16 protein-coding genes are annotated in these 17,481 nt (G+C 62.3%); 8 read left to right on the top strand and 8 right to left on the bottom strand.

Annotated elements, in window-relative coordinates; translation table 11 throughout:
• Positions 1-750 (bottom strand): N-acyl homoserine lactonase family protein, encoded by a 750-nt coding sequence (locus tag Q7514_RS12925; RefSeq protein WP_330133665.1) that lies wholly within the window; start codon positions 748-750, stop codon positions 1-3.
• Entirely contained in the window at positions 747-2,120 is a 1,374-nt protein-coding gene (locus tag Q7514_RS12930; RefSeq protein ID WP_330133667.1) for an MFS transporter, read from the bottom strand. The genes Q7514_RS12925 and Q7514_RS12930 overlap by 4 nt, the downstream gene beginning before the upstream one ends.
• Before the next feature lie 205 nt (positions 2,121-2,325).
• Between Q7514_RS12930 and Q7514_RS12935 the strand changes: the two genes are divergently transcribed.
• The 4 genes from Q7514_RS12935 to Q7514_RS12950 all read left to right on the top strand — a co-directional run bounded on the left by Q7514_RS12935 (position 2,326) and on the right by Q7514_RS12950 (position 6,801).
• Entirely contained in the window at positions 2,326-3,351 is a 1,026-nt protein-coding gene (locus tag Q7514_RS12935) for an MBL fold metallo-hydrolase (protein WP_330133668.1), read from the top strand.
• 76 nt (positions 3,352-3,427) lie between these two features.
• Positions 3,428-4,615, top strand: a complete 1,188-nt coding sequence (locus Q7514_RS12940; RefSeq protein ID WP_330133669.1) for a CaiB/BaiF CoA transferase family protein — start codon at positions 3,428-3,430, stop codon at positions 4,613-4,615.
• 45 nt (positions 4,616-4,660) lie between these two features.
• Positions 4,661-5,689, top strand: a complete 1,029-nt coding sequence (locus tag Q7514_RS12945; RefSeq protein WP_330133670.1) for a zinc-dependent alcohol dehydrogenase family protein — start codon at positions 4,661-4,663, stop codon at positions 5,687-5,689.
• A gap of 65 nt (positions 5,690-5,754) precedes the next feature.
• Positions 5,755-6,801 (top strand): NAD(P)-dependent alcohol dehydrogenase, encoded by a 1,047-nt coding sequence (locus Q7514_RS12950; protein WP_330133671.1) that lies wholly within the window; start codon positions 5,755-5,757, stop codon positions 6,799-6,801.
• Between the two features lie 237 nt (positions 6,802-7,038).
• On the opposite strand, the gene Q7514_RS12955 is transcribed toward Q7514_RS12950, so the two are convergent.
• From Q7514_RS12955 to Q7514_RS12975, 5 genes are all read right to left on the bottom strand, one after another.
• Complete coding sequence (locus Q7514_RS12955; protein ID WP_330133672.1) at positions 7,039-7,887, bottom strand: ABC transporter permease; 849 nt, start codon at positions 7,885-7,887, stop codon at positions 7,039-7,041.
• Between the two features lie 49 nt (positions 7,888-7,936).
• Positions 7,937-8,776: an ABC transporter ATP-binding protein gene (locus Q7514_RS12960; protein ID WP_330133673.1), complete on the bottom strand. Its 840-nt coding sequence runs from the start codon at positions 8,774-8,776 to the stop codon at positions 7,937-7,939.
• Between the two features lie 53 nt (positions 8,777-8,829).
• Entirely contained in the window at positions 8,830-9,876 is a 1,047-nt protein-coding gene (locus Q7514_RS12965; RefSeq protein WP_330133674.1) for an ABC transporter substrate-binding protein, read from the bottom strand.
• 71 nt (positions 9,877-9,947) lie between these two features.
• Positions 9,948-10,994 carry an ABC transporter substrate-binding protein gene (locus tag Q7514_RS12970; RefSeq protein ID WP_330133675.1) on the bottom strand — a complete coding sequence of 349 codons (1,047 nt, stop codon included), beginning with the start codon at positions 10,992-10,994 and terminating at the stop codon, positions 9,948-9,950.
• 474 nt (positions 10,995-11,468) lie between these two features.
• Complete coding sequence (locus Q7514_RS12975) at positions 11,469-12,881, bottom strand: aldehyde dehydrogenase family protein (RefSeq protein WP_330133676.1); 1,413 nt, start codon at positions 12,879-12,881, stop codon at positions 11,469-11,471.
• Positions 12,882-13,295: 414 nt separating this feature from the next.
• Between Q7514_RS12975 and Q7514_RS12980 the strand changes: the two genes are divergently transcribed.
• The 4 genes from Q7514_RS12980 to Q7514_RS12995 all read left to right on the top strand — a co-directional run bounded on the left by Q7514_RS12980 (position 13,296) and on the right by Q7514_RS12995 (position 16,970).
• Positions 13,296-14,222 carry an NAD(P)-dependent oxidoreductase gene (locus tag Q7514_RS12980; protein ID WP_330133677.1) on the top strand — a complete coding sequence of 309 codons (927 nt, stop codon included), beginning with the start codon at positions 13,296-13,298 and terminating at the stop codon, positions 14,220-14,222.
• A gap of 35 nt (positions 14,223-14,257) precedes the next feature.
• Positions 14,258-14,635 (top strand): carboxymuconolactone decarboxylase family protein, encoded by a 378-nt coding sequence (locus Q7514_RS12985; protein WP_330133678.1) that lies wholly within the window; start codon positions 14,258-14,260, stop codon positions 14,633-14,635.
• A gap of 120 nt (positions 14,636-14,755) precedes the next feature.
• Positions 14,756-16,108 (top strand): MFS transporter, encoded by a 1,353-nt coding sequence (locus tag Q7514_RS12990; RefSeq protein ID WP_330133679.1) that lies wholly within the window; start codon positions 14,756-14,758, stop codon positions 16,106-16,108.
• A gap of 109 nt (positions 16,109-16,217) precedes the next feature.
• Positions 16,218-16,970, top strand: a complete 753-nt coding sequence (locus tag Q7514_RS12995) for a 2,3-bisphosphoglycerate-dependent phosphoglycerate mutase (protein ID WP_330133680.1) — start codon at positions 16,218-16,220, stop codon at positions 16,968-16,970.
• Positions 16,971-17,024: 54 nt separating this feature from the next.
• Here the strand turns inward: Q7514_RS12995 and Q7514_RS13000 are convergent, their stop codons facing one another.
• The gene (locus Q7514_RS13000; RefSeq protein WP_330133681.1) at positions 17,025-17,462 is read right to left on the bottom strand and encodes a MarR family winged helix-turn-helix transcriptional regulator; all 438 of its coding nucleotides are present in this window, start codon (positions 17,460-17,462) and stop codon (positions 17,025-17,027) included.
• Between the last annotated feature and the right edge of the window lie 19 nt (positions 17,463-17,481).

Genomic DNA, 17,481 nt, shown 5'->3' on the forward strand with positions numbered 1-17,481 from the left:
TCACTTGAAAACCCCTCGCTCGAGTACTCGAAAGTCATGACTCGGGATCACTTCACAGTCGAGAGTCTCGATCTTTCGTAGGCTTTCGTCGTAGGCGACCAGGTCGGTGAAGAGGCCGACAGGGACATGGTCGACTTCGGCGTCGCCTTCCCAGTTGTCGTACAGGTAGATGCAGTCACCGGCGATGAGGTATCGCGTGGAAGCCGTTTCGACGAGGACCCCCTGCGAACCGGGGGTGTGTCCTGGCAGGGTCACCAGTGTGACTCCCGGAGCCAGCTCGACGTCGCCGTCGACAGGGCGGATCCTACTCTCGGCGCGCTGCCAGGCCGCCGCCATATCCGGCAACACCTCGAATTGGCGCCGATGCCACGGCACCGGTTCTCGCGCGAAATCGAGCTCGCGTTGCTGGACGACGATTTCTGCGTTCGGAAACAGATGGTTGTTGGAACTGTGGTCCCAGTGCAGGTGGGTATTGACGACGATCCGAACGTCGTCCGGGTCGATCCCGGCGGAACGGAGCGCGACCTCCGGCCGCTCCTCCACGGTCTGTTCCATCTTGATTCGGTGTGCGTCCCACGCACGCTCGAGGTCGGCGCCGGTGTCCACCACGATCGGGAACTCTCCGCCTTCGATGACGAACATGATGAGGGGAAGGTCCATCGTCTCACCCCAGCCCCGCAGGTAGGTGAACGACGACCTGGGGAGGCCGAAGACTCGCCCCACAGAGAATGCGCTAATGGAGAGTGTCACGAGTTCGCTCCGATCTTGGAGGTGAGATCGTCCAGCGAGGTGGCACGAGTCTCACGTAAGGCGAGGGTACACGCAAGTCCCGCAACGCTGTAGCACGCGAGGAAGACTCCGAATGTGAATCCACCGTAGCTTCCGATGATGGTTGCAGCGACGAGAGGGGGAACACCCCCGCCCAGGATTGCGGCGAGGCTGTAGGCGAGCCCGGCGGCGGTGAAACGGTAGCGCGTATGGAACAACTCGGAGAGGAACGAGCCACACACACCCCACCCGTGCCCCGCGATGAAGAAACTGACTGCGATGCCGACCCAGAATGCCATCGGAGATCCGGTGTCCAGAAGCGGGAAAAGAATGAGGGCCCAGGGTATTCCGACGATGTTGACGACCAGGAGAACCGGTCGACGACCGAATCTGTCGGACAGGATCGCGCCGGAGATCATGCACAGACCGTTGACGACGTTCCCGAAGATCCCCGCGGCAAGCACCCCGTTCTGCCCCAGGCCCAATGTGGCGGTCCCGTAGTTGATCAGATACGCGATTCCGATGTAGCCGAAGGCGAAGCACGTCACGAGCGCGCCGGCGCCGAGAAGGATCTCTTTCCACTGATTGTTCAACGCGTCTTTGAACGGAAGGCTGCTCCGGCCCCGACGCTGGACCTCACTCGCGAAGACGGGACTCTCCTCGAGCTTGAGCCGGGTGTAGAGACCGACTGTGACAAGAAGAATGCTGAGCAGGAACGGAATTCGCCATCCCCACGCGATGAACGACTCGTTGGTCATGGCGATGCCGGTCACGAAGAAGGTGAGCAGCGCGAGGATGTTGGCAACTGCTCCGCCGAGGTTGGTGAACATCGACCAGAAGCCGCGGCTCTCGCTTGGGGCATTCTCGGACGTGAACAGTGCAGCACCGGCCCACTCACCACCGGCAGCCAGGCCCTGGGCGATACGGAGCACGATGAGCAGGATCGGTGCGACGATCCCCGCGTTCGCGGCGGTCGGCAGCAGACCGATCATGACGGTGGCGACGCCCATCAGCATCATCGTGGAGATAAGTGTCCGCTTCCGGCCGAGACGGTCGCCGAAGTGCCCGAACAGGACGCTGCCGATCGGCCGGGCCACGAACGCAACACCGAGCGTGGCAAATGAAACGATCGTTCCGGCGTAGGTGCCGAGCGCAGGGAAGAACGCATGAGCGAACACCAGCGCCGCCGCCGTACCGAAAATGCCGAAGTCGTAGAACTCGATGACCGTGCCCATGAAACTGGCAAATGCCACTTTGGGCATTTTGTTCACTTTGGCCGCATCGGAGCCCGAGCCTTCCGCCTGGCGCTCGGCGACCGGCACTGCCGGCGACGAAGATGGGTGATCGGTCATGCGAGTACTCCTGTGTGAGCGCGGCGGGGTCGTACGACCCACGGTGACCTCTGGGGTAGTTCACTCAACTCGCGTACGTATATACGAACTGGTGATCTATAATGGGAACGGATCGAAATGTAGTCCACCTCACACCCCGCGTCAACAGGCCCAGGGCCGACCGGCGAAATCCCGGTTCCCTCGCCCACAATCAGGAAGGTCTCCCATGTCGAATCCCGCCGAACCTCAGATCTCATCGATAGCCCCGGGCCTGTGGCAGATCGCCATGCCATTCCCTAGCCCCCTCCGTCACTCCTTCTCCTATCTGCTTCGGACAGATAACGGCTTCACCGCCGTCGACCTGGGATGGGACAGCAACGAAGGCTGGGCAGCACTCACCACCGCACTCGATCGCGCGGGCGGATCGCTCGACGATCTGACGGGAGTGGTCGTCACCCACGGCCATCCCGACCACTACGGTCTCGCTGCCCGGGTCCATCAGTCCACCGGAGCGTGGATTGCAATACACCCCGCTGAGCATCCGCAGATCGCGCGCACCACCGCAGACCGGCAGCACCGCCTCGACGAGATCGCGTCCTGGCTCGATCGCGTCGGAGTTCCGGCGGTGAAGTCCACCGATCTCCTGGCCGACCGCGACCAACTCTTGCTCGACATGTCGTCACAGTGGCCGGACCTCGAGTTGACCGACGGAGCTGCAATCCCGGGCACCGACGGCCAACTGATTGCAGTACACACGCCGGGGCACACGCCAGGGCACATGATCTTCCACGATCGCGGCCGTGACATTCTGTTCACAGGCGACCACTTGCTTCCCCGCGTCTCGGCCAACATCTCGCGGCGTCCCACATCCGCCGACGACCCGCTCGGCGACTACTACGCCTCCCTCTCGAGACTGGGCCCCTTCAGCAACGCCACAGCGGCGCCCGGACACGAGTGGACGTTCACCGGCATCGACGGGCGTGTACAAGATGTGGAAGCACACCACCTCGCACGATTGGAAGAAATCCAGCGGGCAGTTGCCGCCGGTCACCGAACCGTCTGGGACGTTGCGAACGCAGTGACATGGTCACGTCCGTTCGAATCGCTCAATCCGCGGGGTGCGCGGTCCGCGTTGGGTGAAACCCTGTCCCATCTCGTGCGACTCGAACGCGAAGGCAGGGTCGAATGCCGCGACGGAGATTGCTTGATCTGGCTCCCGACCGGCGCTCGAGCGGACGCAACATTTCATTGACACCCCGTGTCGACCCGCCTAGTGTTCCGTACTAACAAACTTTTGTCCGTAATTACGATCAGAGAGGGTGGATGATATGCCCGCACTCAACGGTGTGAAGGTCATCTGCGTCGGGCAGTTCTATTTCGCCCCCTACTGCTCGATGTTGCTCGCACGGCTCGGCGCCGACGTGATCAAGATCGAAGCCCCCTCGGGGGACCCTTACCGCAGGCTGGCCACCGCTGCAGAAGACGGCTCGTCGGTTCAATTCAGCATGCTGAACTCCGGCAAGCGCGCCATGAAACTGGACCTGAAGAACCCGGCCGGGGCGGACGTACTGCGGCGGCTGGCCGAAACCGCCGATGTTGTCATCCAGAATCTCGCGCCCGGGGCGATGGACCGATACGGATTGGGCTACGAGGCACTCTCCGAGATCAACCCCCGACTGATCGTGGCCTCCGGCACCGGTTTCGGCTCCTTCGGCCCCTACGCGGGACAACCGGCCATGGACCTGACCATCCAGGCGCGCACCGCCATCATGAGCACCACCGGATTCATGGAAGGACCCCCCACCCGCACCGGCCCATCCGTCGTCGACTTCATGGGAGGAGCCCATCTCGTCGGCGGCGTCCTCGCGGCGCTCTATCAGCGCGAACAGACCGGCCGGGGACAGCATGTGGAAGTCGCACTTCAGGATGCGATCCTCCCGTCGCTCACATCGAACATCGCGGGCATGGCCCACAGCGAGAATTCGATGCCGGAGCGAACGGGCAACCGACACGGCGGCCTCGCCGTCGTACCCTACAACGCCTATCGCGCCCGCGACGGTTGGGTGACCGTGTTGTGCCCGACCCAGGTTCACTGGGATCGCCTGTGCGACATCATGGGTGACCCTGACGCCAAGGACCCCCGCTTCGACTCGATGGCCGGCCGATGCGAAGACGTCGACGCAGTGGACGCGATAGTCGAACGGTGGACGAGCGTACACACCAAACAAGAGATCGCCGATCTGTTGCAGAACACCGGAATCCCGACCGCACCCGTCATCGAACTCGCCGAACTGATGGTCGACCCCCACGTCGCCGAGCGCGGAGTTCTGCGCCGGATATCCGACGACAAGGGTTCGTGGATGACACTCGGCAGCCCACTCTTCCTGTCGGACTCTCCCATCGTGGAACCGACTCGCGCCCCCGGATTGGGCGCCGACACCGACCAGATTCTCGCCGAGGATCTGGGGATGTCGCCCGAGGCAGTCGAACAACTACGCGCGACCGGAGCTATCTGAGCACGGTCGACACGTGTGGAATCATTCTTCAATAGGAGGTTTGCAATGCAGGGTCTGGTGTTCGACGGAGACCGGCGAGTATCACTCCGTGACTTTCCGGACCCCAAGCCCGGCGAGGGTGAGATCGTCATCCGGGTGACCGCGTCGGGCATGTGCGGAAGCGACCTGCACTACTACCGCGCATCCGCCGAATCGACACCCGATTCGACGACCGCGTGTGTCGGCGGGCACGAACCTGCCGGCATCGTCCAGGAACTCGGCCCCGGATCAGGCACCGGCCTGGCGGTCGGCGACCGCGTGATGATCCACCATTACGCTGGATGCGGCCACTGCGTCCCATGCCGGTCCGGCTGGACTCAGATGTGCACCACAGGCGCTCCACTCGTGTACGGCAAGAATGCACACGGCGCTCACGCTCCGTATATGCAGGTTTCCGCAAGATCAGCTCTGCCGCTGTCGGATTCACTGTCGTTCGAGGCCGGCGCGGCAATCGGGTGCGGCACAGGTACCGCATGGGGCGCCCTGGAACGACTCGGCGACATCGGTGGCACCGATGTCGTCGTCTTCGGACAAGGACCGGTCGGTATCTCCGCGACCATGCTCGCCGCAGCACGCGGCGCACGAGTCATCGCCGTCGACCTCGAACCGGAACGACTGGCGCAGTCCTCCCGGTTCGGCGCTGCCGACACCGTCGATGCCGGATCCGTCGACGCCGTTGCGGCCATCCGAGAACTCACCGGTGGATCCGGAGCGTCGGCCGCCGTGGAAACCTCCGGCGCCACAGCAGCAGCCGCATCTGCGGTGGAGGCACTCGCACCCTGGGGTCGCCTGTGCGTCGTGGGGCTGGGAGGGACCGTCGAACTCGATGTCCGGCGCTACCTCTCACGTCAACTCACTGTCATGACGTCGTGGTCGATGTCGAGCGTGCAGCAGTTGGAATGCGCAGATTTCATCGACCGACACTCGCTGCCGGTCGATGATCTCTTCAGCGATCGATGGTCGCTGGACCAAGCAGAAGAGGCATACATCAAGTTCGACAAACAGGATGCGGGCAAAGGCGTGTTCGTCTTCTGAATAAGTCTGTCAGCCGATCCGCCCGGCCGGACAGCCGGCGGCACCGGCGAAGGGAAAGGATCATCATGCTTGTCAATGCACGTTCGACGGCCGCCCCCGGCGCACCGTTCGAAGCGACCAAGATCGAGCGCCGGGACGTCGGCCCGAACGATGTGCAGATCGATATCGCGTATGCAGGGATCTGCCACACCGATGTCAGCAGAGCCCGCAGCGAATTCGGCAAGACACACTATCCGCTGGTTCCCGGACATGAGATCGCCGGAGTCGTATCCGCTGTCGGCGACAAAGTGACCAAGTTCGCAGAGGGAGACCGGGTCGGTATCGGATGCTTCGTGGATTCCTGCCGCGAATGCGACCGATGCAAGGCCGGCCTCGAGCCGTATTGCCGTGTGGAGCACATCAGGACCTACAACGCTGTCGGCCGCGACGGCAAGATCACCAAGGGTGGATACAGCGAGAAGATCGTGGTGGACGAAAACTATGTCCTCCGCATCCCTGACGGTCTCCCTCTGCACGAAGCAGCGCCGCTGCTCTGCGCCGGAATTACCACGTATACGCCCCTCCGACACTGGAAAGCGGGCCCGGGCACCAAAGTCGCGATCGTCGGGTTCGGGGGTCTCGGACACGTGGGTGTATCCATCTCCAAGGCACTCGGCGCCCACACCACAGTGCTGGACCTGACCCTGGACAAGGAAGCCGACGCACTCCGGCGCGGTGCAGACGTCTACCGACTGAGTACTGACCCGACCGTATACACCGACTACGCCGACACCTTCGATCTGATCGTGTCCACGGTGCCGGCCAACCTCGACTACGACGCCTTCCTGCAGATGCTCACCCTCGACGGGACCTTCGTGAATCTCGGGGTCCCGCACGAACCGATCAACGTCGACGTATTCTCACTGCTGCACAATCGCCGGTCGATCGCGGGGACACTGGTCGGTGGAATCGCGGAGACACAAGAGATGCTCGACTTCTGCGCTGAACACGGGATCAACGCCGAGGTCGAGGTGATCGACGCCGACAACATCGATCGCGCATACGATCGAGTCGCCGCTGGTGATGTAAAGTATCGCTTCGTCATCGACATCAGCACTATGGCTTCCGAATAAGCTGCGATCGCTGATCTCTCGCGACGCATCCCCGGCCATCCAACGCGGAACTCCCGCGAGAAGAAGCCGGGATGCGTCGCGTTTCTGTATTTCGGTGTGGTCGGCTACGAACGGTCCCGGCCATCGTGACCAAGCAACGAATCGGTGCCCGCCCGAAGTGGGCGGGCACCGTGACCCGAACTGTGACGGGTGTCCTGGCGGACAGCGGGGCGATCAGCACACACCGTCCACAGGAAATCACATCGCGCTACCGGAGTTCTTCCATTCGAGTGGCTTCTTCGTCAGAGCAGTCATCACCCTGTCGATCAGGAATCCGGCCAGCAGAAGGGTGATCAGCGCTGCGTACGTCCCCGCCGAGTTGAACGACGACGCGTTGCGCGCAACGAGATTGCCGAGGCCTTGGTCGCCGGCGAGCATCTCCGCAACCACGACACCGACGATCGCCTGCGGCACAGCAAGCTTGAGTCCGGCAACCACCCAGACCAAGGCCGAAGGAAGACGGACACGCCACAACACGTCCAGGGTGGATCCGCCCATGATGCGAACCGAACTGATCAGCGACTGCTTGACTTCCCGAATGCCGAAGAAGGTGTTGAAGAAGATCAGGAAGAAGGCGATGACCGCAGAGGTCAGAATACCCAGGACAGAGCCGATCCCGACCCACATGATGAACAAGGGGATCAGAGCGTGCTTCGGCATGGTGTAGAGCGCAGTGATGAACGGCTCGAAGACATCGGCGAGCATCTGTGATTGACCGAGGATGACCCCGACCGCGATACCGGCGATACCACCGAAGAACAGACCCAGAGCCGCGTTACTGAAGGTCGTGGTTGCGGCATCGAGAATGGTGCCATCGGTGAGCCATTGCCAGAAGACCGGGAACACATTCGACGGCGCACTGATCATGATGTCGTTGATCAGCCGGCCCGACACGAACTCCCAGCATACGAGCAGGGCGGCGATGATCGCGATCTGTACACCCACGATCTTGACCCGCCGCACCCTCCGTGCTTGGATCGCTGCGCCGTTACGTTTCGATGTGGGAGACACCGGGTTTACCGGCGCCTGGAGAACTTCTGTGGTCATGGTTGATACCTGCCTTGGTCTCAGTCGGTGCTCGAGAAAACTGGGATGGTCACGCAGCTGACGCGCGTGGGCCGCGCGCGCCGCGGAGCCCTTCGTTCAGTTCACGCTCGAACCGGGCATATTCGTCTGTGTAGGTGATGTTCTCGAGGTCCCTGTCGTCGCCGTAGGGGACCTGGAACTCGGCGACCAACCTGCCGGGGCGGCCTCCGCCGACGATCAGGACGCGATCGGCAAGCTTCGCGGCCTCGGCGATGTCGTGCGTGACGAACACGACCGTCTGGTTGAGGTTCTTCACGGTCCGGCGCAGCTCGACGTGCATCTGGTGACGAAGCTGGGCGTCGAGCGCCGCGAACGGCTCATCCATCAGGAGCAGTCGCGGATCGTAGATCATGCTTCGCGCGAGCAGGGCGCGGCGGCGCATTCCCCCGCTGAGCTGACTCGGAAACAGACTTCCGGCCTCCGACAGGTCGAGAATCGACAGATAGTATTCGACCTTCTCCTTGGTCTCGGACTTACTCATGCCTCGCATACGCAGTGGCAGACCGACATTGGCATGGACCGGCATCCAGGGTAAGAGGGTGTCGTCCTGCGTCATATAGCCGACATTGGTATTGACACCGTTGATTTCATCGCCGTCGAATCGCACGTATCCACTGCGTGGGCGCAGCAGACCGGCGGCGAGATTGAGGATCGTAGTCTTGCCGCAACCACTGGGTCCGAGCAGAACGACGAACTCCCCTGCCTGCACCTGCATCGTCACATCGTGAAGCACATCCTCGCGGTCGTCGAAACCTATAGCGAGGTCTCGCACCTCGAAGATCGGTCTGCGTGGGGCACCGGTGGATACGTCGCTACCGGCCGAAACTGTGTCAGGTCCAAAATCTGTCATGGTCGGGCTCCTGTGGGTACATGTGTGGAAGAGGGGCGTTCACGTGACCGCAGTCAGCTCTGACCGCGCGCCACGGGATTGACCAGGCTCTCGTATTCGACCGATGTGTAGTCGTTTTCAGAGAACTCGTCGAATATCTCGACGAACGAGTCCCAGTCCTCGGAGGTGTACAGGTTTCCTTCGTGATAGCCCTGCACTGCTTGGCCCCACGCGAGGTCGAAGACATCCTGGTCCATGCCGCTGTAGATGGAGTTCTTCAGAATCTCACCGGCCTCTTCGGGTTCTTCCTTCGTCAGACGAGTGGCCTCGGCGAGCGCCTCGCGAATTCGGTCGACGAGGTCGGGGTTCTGCTCGATGAAGCGAGTCGGTGCGAAGATCACGTTGCAGACGTAGCCGTCCAGAGCCGGTGCATCGCCCGCCGGAACGGATATGAGTGTGGTCGCGTTACCCCGCACCACGGCGATCTCACCGGAGCCCACCGGAGCCCATGTCGCGTCGAACGTTCCTCCCTCCAGGCCTGCCGCCACTGCACTGCCGGTGTCGGCGAGTGGTACGAGGGTGACGTCGCGGTCCGGGTCGAGTCCGGCGTCGGTCAGTACGACACGCAGGGACGAATTGCCGGCCGATCCAGTGGGCCCAGCGCCGATCGTCATTCCGCGGAGAGCCTGCACACGCTCTCGTGGGCCGGCGTCGACATCGACACCGAATCGTTCGATCGCATCGTTCGATACGACCAGGCTTTGGATGAGATCGCCGTCGCCTGCGATGATTTGAACGTCTGCTCCACCGAGGTACGCATCGACAACGGTATTGGAGCCCGCACCCGCAATGTCGGCGTCACCCGAGAGTATTGCAGCCATCTGGTTCGAGCTGCCCGATCCTGCAATATCGACCCGTTCGAAATTCAGGCCGTACTGCTCCGCGAAGTCACCTTCTACGAGAAGCGCGGGAAGCGCCGTATTGAATGACTGGGTGCTCGTGATCCGGACGGTGGTGATGCCCTCCTCGTTGCTCGCCAGTTGTGTCGGTTGAGAGCCGCAGGCGGTCACTGCCAGTGTCAGCGCTGCGGGAACTGCCCATAGGGCCAGTCTTCGATACATGGGAGATCCATTCGGTGAGTGGTTCAGGATGATTCGGTGCCGGAGCTACCAGCGGTGAATCCGATATCCGGTCAGCGCTGTCCGCGTGCCGATTCGTTGATGATCGTGTCGTAATCTACTGAGGAATAGTCGTGTTCGGATGATTGGTCGAATATTTCGACGAAGGAATCCCACTCCTCACGAGTGAACGAGTTGCTGTCGTCGTATCCCGGTATGGCTTGGCTCCACGCGAGGTCGAACACCGGCTGGTCCATGCCGCTGTAGACGGAGGCCTTCAGGATCCGTCCTGCCTGTTCCGGCTCCTCCTTGGTGAGACGCGTAGCCTCGGCGAGTGCCTCGCGAATTCGGTCGACGACTTCGGGGTTCTGTTGGATGAAGCGGGTCGGTGCGAAGGCCACGTTGCACACGTAGCCGTCGAGCGCGGGCGCGTCGCCTGCAGGAACTGAGATCAGCGTCGTCGCGGTACCTCGCGCCACAGCGACTTCTCCGGAACCCGTGGTAGCCCACGTCGCATCGAAGGTTCCCTGCTCCAGACCGGCTGCGACTGCACTATTGGTATCCGCGAGTGGAACGAGAGTGACGTCGCGATCGGGGTCGAGCCCAGCGTCGTCCAGAACCACCCTCAACGAGGCATTGCCCGCCGAACCAGTCGGCCCCGCACCAATTTTCATACCGCGAAGTGCGCGCACGCGTTCTTGCGGCGAGCCATCGACGTCGACACCGAATCTGTCGATTGCATTGTTCGAGACGACGAGGCTCTGAATGATGTCGCTGACACCTGCGATGATCTGAAGGTCGGCGCCTCCGATAGTGGCGTCCACAAACGCGTTGGAGGCCGCGACGGCGATGTCGGCATCACCGGAGAGAATCGCTGCGATCTGATTCGAGCTTCCCGATCCAGCGATGTTCACTTGCTCGAAGTCCAAGCCGTATCGTTCGGTGAAGTCGCCTTCGACCAATAGTGCTGCAGGTGCTGTATTGAAAGACTGTGTGCTGCTGATCCGTACCGTCGTGATGCCGTCTTCATCACTTTCCAGCTGCCCGGACTGCGCACTACATGACGTCAATGCGGTTGCGAGAGCGAGAGTAGCGGCCCATATCGGCAGTCGACGATGCATGATGATTCCACCTCGTATCTTCTTGGATCGGAAGTACTGGGGCGAGCATTCTGCGACGAGGAAGGAGGGTGACGGTACGAGATGAGACCGGCAGCACACGAGCTGCACCGGTTCGGTGTGGGTATCCCACTCGTGCACCGGCAGGGCTGCCCGTGCATCACCAGAGTGAATCTGTCCTCGTAAACAACTGTTACGTAATGAATGTGGATATTCTGTTCGGAATGATCATCGAACGTTTCCCTCGCGCACCTGCGGCAAACGCGGTGTCGGTGTCGGCAAGAGCCGAGAGCGACGTCACGGTCCGGGTCGGGTCGGTGTCGAACCGCCCGTCCCGCGACGTCCACTCAATCCATCGCCGGCCGATGTGGCCGTTCTGCGATGTTCCAGCCAATCACCGTCGGACATCTCTTCCCGACTTGGCGAGTGAATAGCCTTGTAGGACTGCAGTTCCAGGGATTACTTGAACCGGGCGATCTATCCGATCGCCTTGTACTCGAGGTACTCCTCGACGCCGAATCGTCCGGACTCACGGCCGATTCCGGACAATCTGAAGCCGCCGTGCGGAGCCTGGAGGTTCACAGGCGATCCATTGATGCGAATACGCCCGGCGCGCAGCTTGCTCGACAATGACTTCGCCCGGTCTGCGTCGCCGGCCCAGATCGCACCGGCGAGCCCGTACTGCGAGTCGTTCGCGATCTCGAAGGCCTCGTTCTCGCTGTCGAAGGGGATGATGGTGATGACGGGGCCGAAGATTTCTTCCCGGGCGATGCGAAGCGAGTTGTCGCCTGTGAAGACAGTCGGCCGGACGAAGAATCCCTTGTCGATTCCTTCGGGCGCATCGGGGCCGCCCGTGAGCAATCGCGCCCCTTCGTCGATTCCCAGCTGGATGTAGTCGCGAATACGCTGGCGCTGGGCGGCATTCGCGACGGGACCGAGAGTCGTCTCGGCATCGTAGGGATCTCCCAGCACGAAGCTTTCCGCAGTGCGGATCGCGAGCTGTTCGGCTTCCGCCAGTCGCGACCGCGGCACCAGCATCCGTGTGAGTGCGCCGCAGGCCTGACCCGTGTTGCGGAACGCATCCGTGATTCCGCCGGTGACCGCAGCCTCGAGGTCTGCGTCCTCGAGGATGATGTTGGCCGACTTGCCGCCGAGTTCCAGGCAGACCTTCTTGACGGACTGCGAGGCCAGCTCCATCACCCGGCGTCCCGCGCGGACGGACCCGGTGAGGGAGACCATGTCGACCAGCGGATGCGTCACGAGCGCCTCACCGACGACCGGTCCCGTTCCCGACACGAGATTGAACACCCCTGCGGGAAGTCCTGCTTCCTCCGCAATCTCTGCGAACAGGAACGAGCTCAGCGGCGCAAGTTCTGTGCCCTTCAGCACCACAGTGCAACCGGCGGCGAGCGCGGCTCCTGCCTTCAACGTCACCATGCGCATCGGACCGTTCCACGGCGTGATCGCTCCGACGACACCCGCGGCAGCACGACGGACGGTCGTGCTGCCGACCTGCTCTTCCCACGCGATGTCGCGGAGGCTGTCTGCAGCGATCGTGAGGTCCTTGATCGCAGCGCGAGCGTGAGCGGCCCGTGCATACTCGATCGGATACCCGAGCTCACTGACGACGGTGTCAGCGATCTCGTCGACCCGCGCCTCCATTGCCCGCGCGATCTTGTGCAGCATGTCTGCGCGCTCGTCGAGTGACGTCGCGGACCATGCCGGAAATGCATCTGTGGCCGCTCGGGCAGCGAGGTCGACATCCGCCGCGGTGCCCGCAGGAATGGTTGCGATCGCCTCCTCTGAGATCGCGCTGATGACCGGAATGACGTCGGCGCCCGAGGAAGGGACCCACTTACCGTTGATGAAGATCTGGTCTTTGACGATCAACCGAACCCACTCCTGTGACTTGTTGCGACGTCGGGGTATAGAACACGGCAGAGCGTGAGCATGTCCCGCGCCGATGTGGTTCGTATATACGAACCATTGATCGATAGTGTGACCTTTCGCACGTTACGCGGCGTTGGACGATGCTGTCAACGTTTCGACGCGACGCCTGAACGCACCCAATCGTCCACCGGAATTGCAGAACGGGCCGCACATCCGGGGCCGCCCCCGCTTCATCGTCCACCACCGACACCCACGGCAACAGGCCTCGAGTTCGGGGCCGATACCCCCGGACGCAGCAGCACTCGCGGCCGTCGGGTCAACGTATTGACGGGTGACAGCCACCACAGCTACGCTCAATTGGTTCCTGATTAGGAACTCTGGTTCGTATATATGATCACGAAGGGAAGTCCTCGGATGAAGGTCGGATTCATCGGGCTCGGCGGTATGGGATCGGGGATGGCCCACAACCTTCTCGCGGCCGGCTACGAACTTGTCGTGCACGACATCAACAGGCAGAGCGGCAGGCCCTTCGAGGAAGCCGGCGCACAGTGGGCCGACACCGTGGCAGACCTCGGCCGCCAGGCCGATATCGTCTTCACCTCGCTACCCGGCCCGGTGCAAATGCAGGAGGTCGGCCTCGGCGATGCAGGGCTGCTGACCACCATGCGCCCCGGCAGCGCTTGGTTCGACCTGACAACCAATTCGCCCGCCGTGGTCCGTGAAGTGCATGCGGCGTGCGTCGCACGCGGCGTCGAACTGTTCGACGCGCCGGTCAGTGGCGGCCCCAAGGGCGCACGGACCGGAAAACTCGCCATCTACATCGGTGGCAACGAAGACGCGTTCGACGAGTACAAGTCGGTACTCGATGCGATCGGCGATCAGATTCTCTACGTCGGTGAGATCGGTGCCGGAAATACGGCCAAGCTCGTACACAACTGTGCGAGCATCACGATCCGCCTCGCCATCGCCGAGGTGTTCACCATGGGTGTCAAGGCCGGTGTGGAGCCTGGCCCCCTCTGGCATGCCATCAGGCAAGGAGCCATCGGACGGTCTCGTACATTCGATCGGATCAGCGATCGGTACCTGCAAGGAGCGTTCGAGCCGGCCTCCTTCGCACTGGAGCTTGCCAACAAGGACCTTCGTCTCGCACTCGAGCTGGCGGATCAACTCGACGTCTCGATGCGATGCGCTCAGGTCGCGCAGGCCGACTTCACAGAAGCACTCGAACGCGGATGGGGCCGCCGCGACTCCCAGTCCCCTCTCGAGCTGGTGAACGAACGGGCGAACGTGTCGATCAAGCTCTCGGCAGAAGAAGTACAGGAAATTCTCGACCGCGGCTGATCCGGCCACTTCCCTTCCCGAATTCAGGAGAAACATTGGACGCCAACGCAACCGGCCGCCAGATCATGAGCGAACTCATGGGTGCGGACTACGTCGAGAAGAAGGACCAGGTCCGGAACGACTTCAACGACGTCATCCACGACTACTCCACCGAAGTCTGCTTCGGGCGGATCTGGGCGCGCGACGGCATCGACCGGAAGCAGCGCAGTATCGTCAACATCGCCATGTTGACAGCGCTCAACCGACCCGCACAGCTCGCCCATCACGTCGAAGGCGCGCTCACCAACGGATGCACGGTCGCCGAAATCAAGGAAGTGCTGTTACAAGCGGCCGTCTACTGCGGGCTCCCGGCTGCCGGTGAAGCGTTCCGCGTCGCGGAAAACGTACTGCGCGAACACGGTCACCTCGACTGACTTCGGTCACGCTCACCTCAGCCGAATCATCCACCAGTTCTTCATAACTCCTCATCAGAAACACCCGGCGCCACCTTCCCCTCACGGGACCACGTGACTCGTCGGCAGCAAGGAGCACCAATGACTCACTCGCAGGAGAAGGTCCACCCACCGAGTTCCGATTCCGGATCGTCTTCGGGTAAGAAGCCGCCCGGCATGAAGAAGGTCGCGACAGCGAGCTTCATCGGCACCGTGATCGAGTTCTACGACTACAACATCTACGGTGTCGCAGCAGCGCTCGTCTTCCCGACCGTCTTCTTCCCCGCTCTGGGCGCGGTCGCGGGTACCGTGGCGTCCTTCGCCACTCTCGGTGTAGCGTTCGTCGCCCGGCCTTTCGGTTCCATCCTGTTCGGGCACTTCGGTGACCGGCTCGGCAGGAAGAAAACCCTGATCGTCACGATGATGCTGATGGGCGTGGCAACCCTTCTCGTCGGGCTTATGCCCACTGCTACTCAGATCGGCGTGGCTGCACCGATTCTCATCGTCGTGCTTCGAATTCTGCAAGGACTTGCCGCGGGCGGTGAGTGGGGCGGTGCGGTCCTCTTCGTTTCAGAACATGCTCCGAAGGCCGAACGCGGCTTCTGGGCGATGTTCCCGTCGCTCGGTGGTGGCGGCGCGATCATATTGGCCAACGCCACGTTCTTCGGAACGGCGGTCTGGATGAGCGACGAAACATTCCTCTCGTGGGGCTGGCGGGTCCCCTTCCTCGCCAGCATCCTCCTCGTCGCGGTCGGGCTCTGGGTGCGACTGAGCATCGACGAAACACCTGTGTTCGCCAAGCAGATCAAGAGCCATGGCGTGGCACGCACACCCTTCCTGGATGCGTTCAAGAGCCAGCCGCGTCAAGTCCTGTTGGCAACGGGTGCTGCAGCATTCACGATGTCGCTCACATACATCGGCGGGACCTACTTGATCAGCTACGGCACCAGCATCCTGGAGCTTTCCCGCCCGTACGTGCTGAGCATCGCGGTACTCGGCGGATTCTCGATATCCGTTGCGGTCATTCTGAGCGCGATCCTCTCGGACCGATTCGGTCGGCGCCGGATGATCATGACGGCTGCGTGTCTGGCGATCGTCTGGACCCTGATGCTGTTCCCGATCCTCGAAACGAGATCGATGGTCGCCTTCGCGGTCGGTGTGCCTGTGACCATGTTCATCTCGGGTATCGCAACGGGGCCTCTCGGCGCCTTCCTCTCCGAGTTGTTCTACACACGCTACCGTTACACGGCGACCGGCCTGAGCTACAGCCTTGCAGGCATGCTCGGCGGAGCAATCCCCCCGCTGATCGCGACACCGATCATCGCCGCCTGGGGAGGATTCGCGTTCGGCCTCGTGATGGCAGGCCTCGCTGCAGTGAGCCTGATCTGCATCCTGACGATCGGCGAAACGAAACAACTGGACCTCGACCGCGAAGACGGCGTCCCCGTCTCGTGACGAGCAAGACCACATCAGTACTGCCTCCGGCCCCACACGGTCCGGAGGCAGTCCTGCGTCGATGGCAACAAGGATCTGCGGCGGACGCCAACTCGTGAAGGAAGTCACCATGACCGAACACCACTGCCTGATTCTGTTGCGGCACGGCGAAAGCGCGTGGAACGCTGCCGATCGCTTCGCCGGCTGGGTGGACATCCCGCTCACCGACGTGGGCCGGGCCGAAGCCCACCGTTCCGGCGAACTGATCCGTCAGGCCGGGGCGCTACCGGACGTTGTGCACACATCGCTACTGCGACGCGCCATCAGGACAGCGGACATAGCGCTCGACGCTGCCGGACGTCACTGGATTCCGGTTCATCGCAGTTGGCGACTCAATGAGCGGCACTACGGGGATCTCCAGGGGCAATCCCGGGAAGATGTCCGTACCAGATTCGGCAATGCGCGTGTCAAGATCTGGCGACGCTCCTACGACGTAGCTCCGCCCGCGATTCGACCGGAGCGTGTCTTTTCTCAGAATCTCGATCCTCGTTATCACCGATCGGGCATCGACGTCCCCCCAACGGAATCGCTTCGGGACGTGCAGATCAGATTGCTTCCCTATTGGGAGACGGCGATCGTGCCTGATCTGACATGTGGTCGAACAGTGTTGATCGTCTCCCACGGAAACGCCCTTCGGTCGCTGATCATGCACCTCGACCGTATGACCGTCGACGACATCGGTGAAGTCGCGATTCCCACCGGCACTCCGATCCGATACGACCTGGACCGCACTCTCCGCCCGGTCGTCCCCGGCGGGGTCGTCCTCGAGCCTCGATCCGAACAGTCGACCGACATGCAATGGGAGTCCGCGCCGGCGAGGTGAGGCGCCGGTGCGGCAGCTGACACGAACATGTCGGCCGGCAGTACTTCGAGTGCCCTACCCGTAGGGCCGAAGTCGAGAAGCAACCTCACTCAGAGCCTCGAGGGAATCGAAAAGCGATTCCCGATGCTCAGGAGAAAGCTCTCCCAGCACCTCTTCCAGCGCGCCGGTCACCGCCGCGTCGATCCGCCCCTTGTTCGCTCGGGCGAGATCCGTCCGATGAAGCAACGACTTCCGCTTGTCTCGAGGATCCGAGGACTTCTCGATCAGCCCACGCTCACTCAGGCCACTGACCACGGCAGAAACATTCGACGTCTTCATGTTCAACGCCGACCCTACTTCGGTGACGCCGGATCCCTCGTGGTGCTCCAGATATCGAAGCACTGCGCGCTCAGCGGCCGGTAGTGGCTCGAGCCCCGACCGGACGGGACCCTTCCGCTGAACCCACCAGGCCAGTTCCATAAGGGTCTTCGCCGTCTCATGCGCCTTGTCCATCCCACCATTTTGACATGGA

The sequence above is a fragment of the Rhodococcus artemisiae genome (genome assembly GCF_036327795.1).
Classification (GTDB): domain Bacteria; phylum Actinomycetota; class Actinomycetes; order Mycobacteriales; family Mycobacteriaceae; genus Rhodococcus; species Rhodococcus artemisiae.